Raw genomic sequence first — 6,998 nt, forward strand, 5'->3', positions numbered from 1 at the left:
CAGGATGCAGGCCGCCAAGGCAGCGTAAGTGGATAATTGTCCAACCTTCGGGGGGCATACCAGGAGCGTGAGGAACGGTAATTCAACTATCGTGCGACGCTCCGCGTCGGCATGCCGTTCTGGACGCTCTGCGCCCACCCCTGAGCCACATCAAGGCGCGGGCGCGGTTGCCCATGGCAGGATAGGAATGGCGGTCACGGCATTCTGCGGGCTGCCTTCGATGACACGGTCGCTATAGACCAGGTACACCAGCGCATTGCGCTTCTTGTCGAAGAAGCGCACCACCTGCATGGTCTTGAAGACCAGCGACGTACGCTCCTTGAAGACCTCATCGCCATCCTTGAGGGTTTCCTTGAAGCGGATAGGCCCGACCTGACGACAGGCAATGGACGCCTCGGCACGGTCTTCGGCCAACCCCAGACCACCCCTCACGCCACCGGTCTTGGCGCGCGACAGATAGCACGTCACACCGTCGACCTTGGGATCGTCAAACGCCTCGACCACGATGCGGTCGTTTGGCCCGACCATCTTGAACACCGTCGACACCTGACCGATCTCTTCAGCCGAGACCAACACCGGCATCAGCAACGCGGCCGCCAACAAACCTTTCATAAAGCGCATCAAATAGTCCTTTTTTGCAGCCTCGAGTCAGACGAGGATCAGATTGTCCCGATGAATCAGCTCAGGCTCGGCCATATAGCCCAGCTCACGCACGATGGCTTCGGAAGAGTGACCAATGATTTTCTGGGCTTCGATGGCACTGTAGTTGCTCAGCCCACGAGCGATCTCGCGACCGTCCGGGGCGACGCATACCACCATCTCGCCACGCCGGAAGCTGCCCTGCACCAGCTTGACACCCACCGGCAGCAGACTTTTCTGATCCTTGGCCAGCGCCGCAACAGCGCCATCGTCCAGCACCAGCGTGCCGCGAGTCTGCAGGTGCCCTGCCAGCCACTGCTTGCGCGCCGCGAGCATACCGCGCTCGGGAGACAGCAATGTACCCAAACGCTCGCCACCCTTGAGCCGCGCCAGCACACGCTCGATACGCCCGCCGACAATGACGGTATGCGCACCGGAACGCGCCGCCAGACGCGCAGCGCGCAACTTGGTCTGCATACCACCGCGCCCCAGTGCGCCGCCTGTACCACCGGCCACAGCATCAAGCGCCGGATCATCGGCGCGCGCTTCGTAAATGAGTTGTGCATCCGGGTTGTTGCGCGGATCAGCGTCGAACATGCCGTCGCGGTCAGTCAGGATGACCAGCAGATCGGCCTCGACCAGATTGGCAACCAGCGCCGCCAGCGTGTCGTTATCGGCAAAACGGATTTCGTCGGTGACCACTGTGTCGTTTTCGTTGATGACCGGCACAACCCCAAGCTCGACCAGCGTGCGCAGGGTACTGCGGGCATTGAGGTAGCGCTTGCGGTCCGACAGGTCGTCATGGGTCAGCAGAATTTGCGCGGTATGCCGGCCATGCTCGGCAAAACTCGATTCCCACGCCTGTACCAAGCCCATCTGACCGATGGCCGCAGCAGCCTGGAGCTCATGCATGGCGCTGGGTCGAGCCGTCCAGCCAAGACGGCTCATACCGGCAGCCACTGCCCCGGAAGACACCAGCACCAGCTCGACACCCGCCTCATGCAGCGCCACCATCTGCTCCACCCAAACACCCATGGCGTTGCGATCCAGCCCCTTGCCATCCGCGGTCAACAAGGCACTGCCAATCTTCACAACCCAGCGCTGGGCGCCCGTCACTTTGCTGCGCATCTTCTTCCAACCCTAGCCAGAGATTTTCAAATTCGGGATACAAAAACGCCGCTGACAATCGTAGCGGCGTTCAAGTTTACTTCAAGCGATCAGTCACGGACGTAAATGATTTCCGGACCATCTTCATCGTCCACATCTTCTTCGTCCCAGTCATCGTCACCGATGTCATGCACGCTCTTCACGCCGCTGCGACGCAGTGCACGCTGATCATCCAGCGCCTGCAACTGAGCACGGGCTTCGTCTTCGATGCGCTGATCCAGCTCGGTCAGCTCTTCAGCATAACCAGGCTCCTCGGCGATACGCTGGCTGCGCTCTTCGAGGTAACGCATGATGTCGCGGGTCAACTGCTCGGTGCCTTCTTTGGCAATCGCAGAGATCACGTAAACAGGGCCGGTCCACTCCAGACGATCAAAGATCTCCTGCTTGCGCGCTTCCTGCTCCTCTTCGAGGATCTGGTCACACTTGTTCAGCACCAGCCAGCGATCACGCTCGGCCAGCGACGGGCTGAATTTTTCCAGCTCGTTGACGATCACTTCGGCGGCATCCGGAGCACTGCTTTCATCCAGCGGCGCCATATCGACGAGGTGCAACAGCAGGCGGGTACGCGCCAGATGCTTGAGGAAGCGAATCCCCAGACCGGCACCATCGGATGCACCTTCGATCAGACCTGGAATGTCGGCCACCACAAAGCTCTTCCAGCGATCGACACTGACAACGCCCAGGTTTGGCACCAGCGTGGTAAATGGATAGTCGGCGACTTTTGGCTTGGCAGCGGATACCGAGCGAATGAAGGTGCTCTTGCCAGCGTTTGGCAAGCCCAGCAAACCAACATCGGCCAGCACTTTCAGCTCAAGCTTGAGATCACGCTGATCACCCGGCTTGCCCGGCGTGGTCTGACGCGGAGCACGGTTGGTACTGGATTTGAACCGAGTGTTACCCAGGCCGTGCCAGCCGCCCTGGGCGACCATCAGGCGCTGACCATCTTTAGTCAGGTCACCGATGATTTCCTGGGTAGTGGCGTCGATGATGGTGGTCCCGACCGGCACACGCAGTACCAGCTCCTCACCCTTGCGACCCGTGCAGTCTGCGCTGCCGCCATTGGAGCCGCGCTCGGCATCGAAGTGACGGGTGTAACGGTAGTCGACCAGCGTATTCAGGTTGACGTCGGCGACCATGAAGATCGAACCACCATCACCACCATCACCACCATTCGGACCACCGTTTTCAATGAATTTTTCGCGACGGAAGCTCATGCAACCGTTGCCACCGTCACCGGCTTTTATTCGAATGGATACTTCATCTACAAATTTCATAACGCACGCCTCCCGCCACAGGGACGAGCAGAACCACATAAATTACATAAGACTCTTGCAAAAATGAGCGTTGCGATACCGATCAGAAACCAGCGACCCCAAGGGTCAACATCACAACAGCCCGCACAAACAGTTTTGCAAGAGACTCACCTGCCTCTCTACCTCTACAAACAAAAAAGCCCCGTCGCAAGACAGGGCTTTTAAGCAACTGCGTGATTACGCTGCGGAGACTTCAGTCTTCGGAACGATGCTCACGTAGCGGCGACCGAAGGCGCCCTTGACCTGAAACTTGATCACGCCTTCCACTTTCGCGAACAGGGTGTGATCCTTACCCATGCCAACGCCGTAGCCAGCGTGGAATTGGGTACCGCGCTGACGCACGATGATGTTGCCAGGAATGATAGCCTGGCCGCCATACATCTTCACGCCAAGGCGTTTGGCTTCTGAGTCGCGCCCGTTACGGGTACTACCACCAGCTTTTTTGTGTGCCATGAGTCAATTCTCCAAATGAGGATTAGGCTGAATTAAGCCTGAATACCTGTGATTTTGATCTCGGTGTACCACTGGCGGTGGCCCATACGCTTCATGTGGTGCTTACGACGACGGAACTTGATGATACGAACCTTATCGTGACGACCTTGCGAAACCACTTCAGCCACAACGGTAGCGCCAGCAACAACTGGAGCACCGATGTTGACGTCGTCGCCATTGCCAACCAGCAGAACGCGGTCGAAAGTGACGGATTCGCCAGTAGCGATTTCCAGTTTTTCAATTTTCAGGTATTCACCTGGGGCGACTTTGTACTGCTTGCCACCGGTAACAATTACTGCGTACATGGTATTTCTCCGAAAATCCTGCTCACCCAGCTCTTTATAAGAAGAGTATCGGCTGGCATGGCTGCATGGGGCTGGAACGGCCCGTTTGCATTGCGTAAGGCAGGTGCTGCCCAGGAAAGTTAGGGTGCGCGATTGTACGCAAGGCATTCGTGTGTTGCAAGAGGCGGGTCGTCATACCTTGACACGCTCTACCCCGCGACCTAGCATGCGGCGCAACCTATCCGGAGCACGTGTCGCTGATGCAACCCCAAGCCTTCTATCGCGCGGTGGCGGACGACTTTAGTGCCGTTGACCTTATCATCAAAAAGCAACTGACGTCGCGCGTACCGCTGGTCTCGAAAATCGGTGATTACATTACGTCGGCAGGCGGCAAGCGTCTGCGTCCGTTGCTGGTACTGCTGTGTGGCAAGGCGCTGGGCCGCGAAGGCGATGACCTTCGCCTGCTGGCCGCCACCATCGAATTCCTCCACACCGCAACCCTGCTGCATGACGATGTCGTCGACATGTCCGGCATGCGTCGTGGCCGATCCACCGCCAACGCGCTGTGGGGCAATGCGCCCAGCGTGCTGGTGGGTGACTTCCTGTATTCGCGCTCGTTCGAAATGATGGTCGAACTGGGCTCGATGGAAGTCATGAGAATCCTGTCCAAGGCGACCCGTATCATTGCCGAAGGCGAAGTGCTGCAGTTGTCGAAGATTCGCGACGCCAGCACCACTGAAGAAACCTACATGGAAGTGATTCGCGGCAAGACAGCCATGCTGTTCGAAGCCTCGACTCACAGTGCCGCAGCCCTGTGCAACGCACCAGAGGTACAGAGCGAAGCGCTACGCACCTTCGGCGACCATCTGGGCGTGGCTTTCCAGCTGGTCGATGACTTGCTGGACTACCGTGGCGATGCCGAAACCCTGGGCAAGAACGTCGGCGACGACCTTGCCGAAGGCAAGCCTACCCTGCCGCTGATCTACACCATGCGTGAAGGCAGCCCGGAGCAGGCCGCGCTGGTTCGTCAGGCGATCCAGAAAGGTAGTCTGGAAGATCTGGAAAGCATCCGCAATGCTGTGGAAAGCGCTGGAGCGCTGGACTACACCGCACAACTGGCCCGTGACTATGCCGCCCGCGCGATTGCCTGTCTGGACACCCTGCCGCCCAGCGAGTACCGGGATGCACTGGTCGAGCTGAGCGAGTTTGCGGTCGCCCGCACACACTGACAGCCATCGCCGCTGAAAAGCCCGTCCAGCGTGACGGGCTTTTTATTACCTGCGCACAACGCCCATCGCGCTCAAGCACCTTCAGTGTGTGTAGCCAGCAAGTTTCTCCTGCATGAAATCCAGAAAACACTGAATCCTCAACGCCAGTCGCGAATTGCGGTAGTACACGGCATGAATCGGCTGACGATAGCCACTGTTGGCGCCCTTCAACAGACAGACCAGCCGCCCCTCGCGCAGGTCATCATTGGTCATGAAGTCGGAAAGACAGGCGATCCCCACGCCCTCCAGCACCAGATGGCGCAAGGTGTCACCGCTGGATGCCGAAATGGCAGGCTTGATGGACAGGCGATCGCCCTCAGCGTGGCGCAACGGCCATTGATTGAGAGATTCCACGTGTGTGAAACCGACCAATACGTGTTGCGCCAGGTCTTCTGCGGTTTTCGGGGAGCCGTGGCGTTGCAGGTAAGCCGGGCTGGCGACGATATTCAGCAGGCAACTGCCCAGCGAGCGGGCATGCAGGGTCGAGTCAGGCAGCACGCCGATTCGAATGGCAATATCGGTGCTCTGCTCAAGCAGGTCGATGAACCAGTCATCACTGTTGAGTTCCAGTTCGATATCCGGGTAACGCTGACGAAACTCCGCCACATGCGGCACGATGCAATGCAGCATGAACGGTGACGCGGCATTGATACGCAAGCGGCCGGCGGGCGTCTGCCGGGAGGAAGAGAGCCTTTCTTCCAGGCTTTCCATCTGCTCGAGAATATGGCGGGCCCGTTCCAGAAAGAACTTGCCCTCCTCGGTCAGGTCCATGCGCCGCGTCGTGCGGTTGATCAGCGTGGTTTCAAGCTTGGCTTCCAGACGTGACAGGGTACGGCTGACACCGGAGGGCGTCTGGCCCATTTTCTCTGCCGCCGCGGAAATCGAACCGCTTTCGATGACCGAGACAAACACCTGCAATTCATCAGATCTGGCTTTCACTGTTGTCCCCTGCTCAACACTCAGAGGATATTAGCGCTGTTCAGTGCAAAGGTTGTGCTTACTGCGCACCAAACACTTTGCCCAGGTGAGCCTCGTAACGCTGCACATCCGCTTCGATATTCGGCATTTTCATCACGTCCACTGCCAGAAACGTCGGCAGCCCGGTCATACCCAGAAACTCGTTGGCCTTGTGAAACGGGAAGTACACCGCGTCGACGCCCTTGGCCTCGAAGAAATCAGAAGCGTCATCGAAGGCTTTCTGTGGCGCATTCCAGGTCGCGGAAATCATGTATTGCTTGCCCTGCAGCAAGCCACCGCTGCCATACGTCTGCGACGCATCCGAACGGGTGCGGCCGTCATTGGCGTACAGGCTGCCGTGCCCTTCGGTGAACACTTCATCAATGTATTTTTTCACTGTCCATGGCGCACCCATCCACCAGCCAGGCATTTGCCAGACGATGACATCGGCCCAGAGAAACTTCTGCACTTCCTCGGCCACGTTGTAACCGCCGTCGATGAAGGTTTCCTTCACATCAAAACCGGCGCGGTCCATGAACACTACGCCCGCCTCGTGCAGGGTCGCGTTGTAGCGACCATCGGAGTGCGCGAACTGCTTGCCGCCGTTGAGGAACAATACTTTTTTCATGGCTGATCTCTCGCTACCCAACCCCGGCCAGTCTTGAGGCTGAGGTGGAGGTGATTAATGGATGAGCCGAGAGTAAAGAGATGTGCGCCCATGAGTAAGACAGCGAAGGGCAAAATACTCTTGCTTCACAGTCACGAATGGCGTTAAGACTATTGAGCGAAATGCCTGAGCGGATGAAGACAGGTGAGACTGTCAGAAATTTTGTGTTCGGGCATAACATGTAGCTAGAGGTGCATGTATGCCGACCAAA

8 protein-coding genes are annotated in these 6,998 nt (G+C 58.1%); 1 reads left to right on the forward strand and 7 read right to left on the reverse strand.

What is annotated here, in order from left to right; all coding sequences use genetic code 11:
- Positions 1-150: 150 nt before the first annotated feature.
- The 5 genes from AO277_RS09110 to rplU all read right to left on the reverse strand — a co-directional run bounded on the left by AO277_RS09110 (position 151) and on the right by rplU (position 3,916).
- Positions 151-621, reverse strand: coding sequence for a CreA family protein (locus AO277_RS09110; protein WP_044319959.1), 471 nt, complete (start codon positions 619-621; stop codon positions 151-153).
- Between the two features lie 27 nt (positions 622-648).
- Positions 649-1,767 (reverse strand): glutamate 5-kinase, encoded by a 1,119-nt coding sequence (proB, locus tag AO277_RS09115; protein WP_044319960.1) that lies wholly within the window; start codon positions 1,765-1,767, stop codon positions 649-651.
- Positions 1,768-1,856: 89 nt separating this feature from the next.
- Positions 1,857-3,080 carry an Obg family GTPase CgtA gene (gene cgtA, locus AO277_RS09120; protein WP_044319961.1) on the reverse strand — a complete coding sequence of 408 codons (1,224 nt, stop codon included), beginning with the start codon at positions 3,078-3,080 and terminating at the stop codon, positions 1,857-1,859.
- A gap of 216 nt (positions 3,081-3,296) precedes the next feature.
- Entirely contained in the window at positions 3,297-3,572 is a 276-nt protein-coding gene (gene rpmA, locus AO277_RS09125) for a 50S ribosomal protein L27 (protein ID WP_002551972.1), read from the reverse strand.
- 32 nt (positions 3,573-3,604) lie between these two features.
- Positions 3,605-3,916 carry a 50S ribosomal protein L21 gene (gene rplU, locus AO277_RS09130; protein ID WP_002551971.1) on the reverse strand — a complete coding sequence of 104 codons (312 nt, stop codon included), beginning with the start codon at positions 3,914-3,916 and terminating at the stop codon, positions 3,605-3,607.
- A gap of 239 nt (positions 3,917-4,155) precedes the next feature.
- On the opposite strand from rplU, the gene AO277_RS09135 reads away from it, so the two are divergent.
- Positions 4,156-5,124 (forward strand): polyprenyl synthetase family protein, encoded by a 969-nt coding sequence (locus AO277_RS09135; RefSeq protein WP_044319962.1) that lies wholly within the window; start codon positions 4,156-4,158, stop codon positions 5,122-5,124.
- 81 nt (positions 5,125-5,205) lie between these two features.
- Here AO277_RS09135 and AO277_RS09140 read toward each other — a convergent pair whose 3' ends face one another.
- Together AO277_RS09140 and mdaB are read right to left on the reverse strand one after the other, a co-directional pair.
- Positions 5,206-6,102 (reverse strand): LysR family transcriptional regulator, encoded by an 897-nt coding sequence (locus tag AO277_RS09140; protein ID WP_005746377.1) that lies wholly within the window; start codon positions 6,100-6,102, stop codon positions 5,206-5,208.
- Between the two features lie 58 nt (positions 6,103-6,160).
- Positions 6,161-6,748 carry an NADPH:quinone oxidoreductase MdaB gene (mdaB, locus tag AO277_RS09145; RefSeq protein ID WP_002551968.1) on the reverse strand — a complete coding sequence of 196 codons (588 nt, stop codon included), beginning with the start codon at positions 6,746-6,748 and terminating at the stop codon, positions 6,161-6,163.
- Positions 6,749-6,998: the final 250 nt, after the last annotated feature.

It is taken from the genome of Pseudomonas amygdali (assembly GCF_002699855.1).
Taxonomy (GTDB): Bacteria; Pseudomonadota; Gammaproteobacteria; order Pseudomonadales; family Pseudomonadaceae; genus Aquipseudomonas; species Aquipseudomonas amygdali.

Excerpts from the sequence above, each read along its gene's own strand:
- AO277_RS09135 (WP_044319962.1), top strand. The coding sequence starts at position 4,156 with ATGCAACCCCAAGCCTTCTATCGCGCGGTGGCGGACGACTTTAGTGCC.
- cgtA (WP_044319961.1), bottom strand. The coding sequence starts at position 3,080 with ATGAAATTTGTAGATGAAGTATCCATTCGAATAAAAGCCGGTGACGGT.
- AO277_RS09110 (WP_044319959.1), bottom strand. The coding sequence starts at position 621 with ATGCGCTTTATGAAAGGTTTGTTGGCGGCCGCGTTGCTGATGCCGGTG.
- rplU (WP_002551971.1), bottom strand. The coding sequence starts at position 3,916 with ATGTACGCAGTAATTGTTACCGGTGGCAAGCAGTACAAAGTCGCCCCA.
- mdaB (WP_002551968.1), bottom strand. The coding sequence starts at position 6,748 with ATGAAAAAAGTATTGTTCCTCAACGGCGGCAAGCAGTTCGCGCACTCC.
- rpmA (WP_002551972.1), bottom strand. The coding sequence starts at position 3,572 with ATGGCACACAAAAAAGCTGGTGGTAGTACCCGTAACGGGCGCGACTCA.
- proB (WP_044319960.1), bottom strand. The coding sequence starts at position 1,767 with ATGCGCAGCAAAGTGACGGGCGCCCAGCGCTGGGTTGTGAAGATTGGC.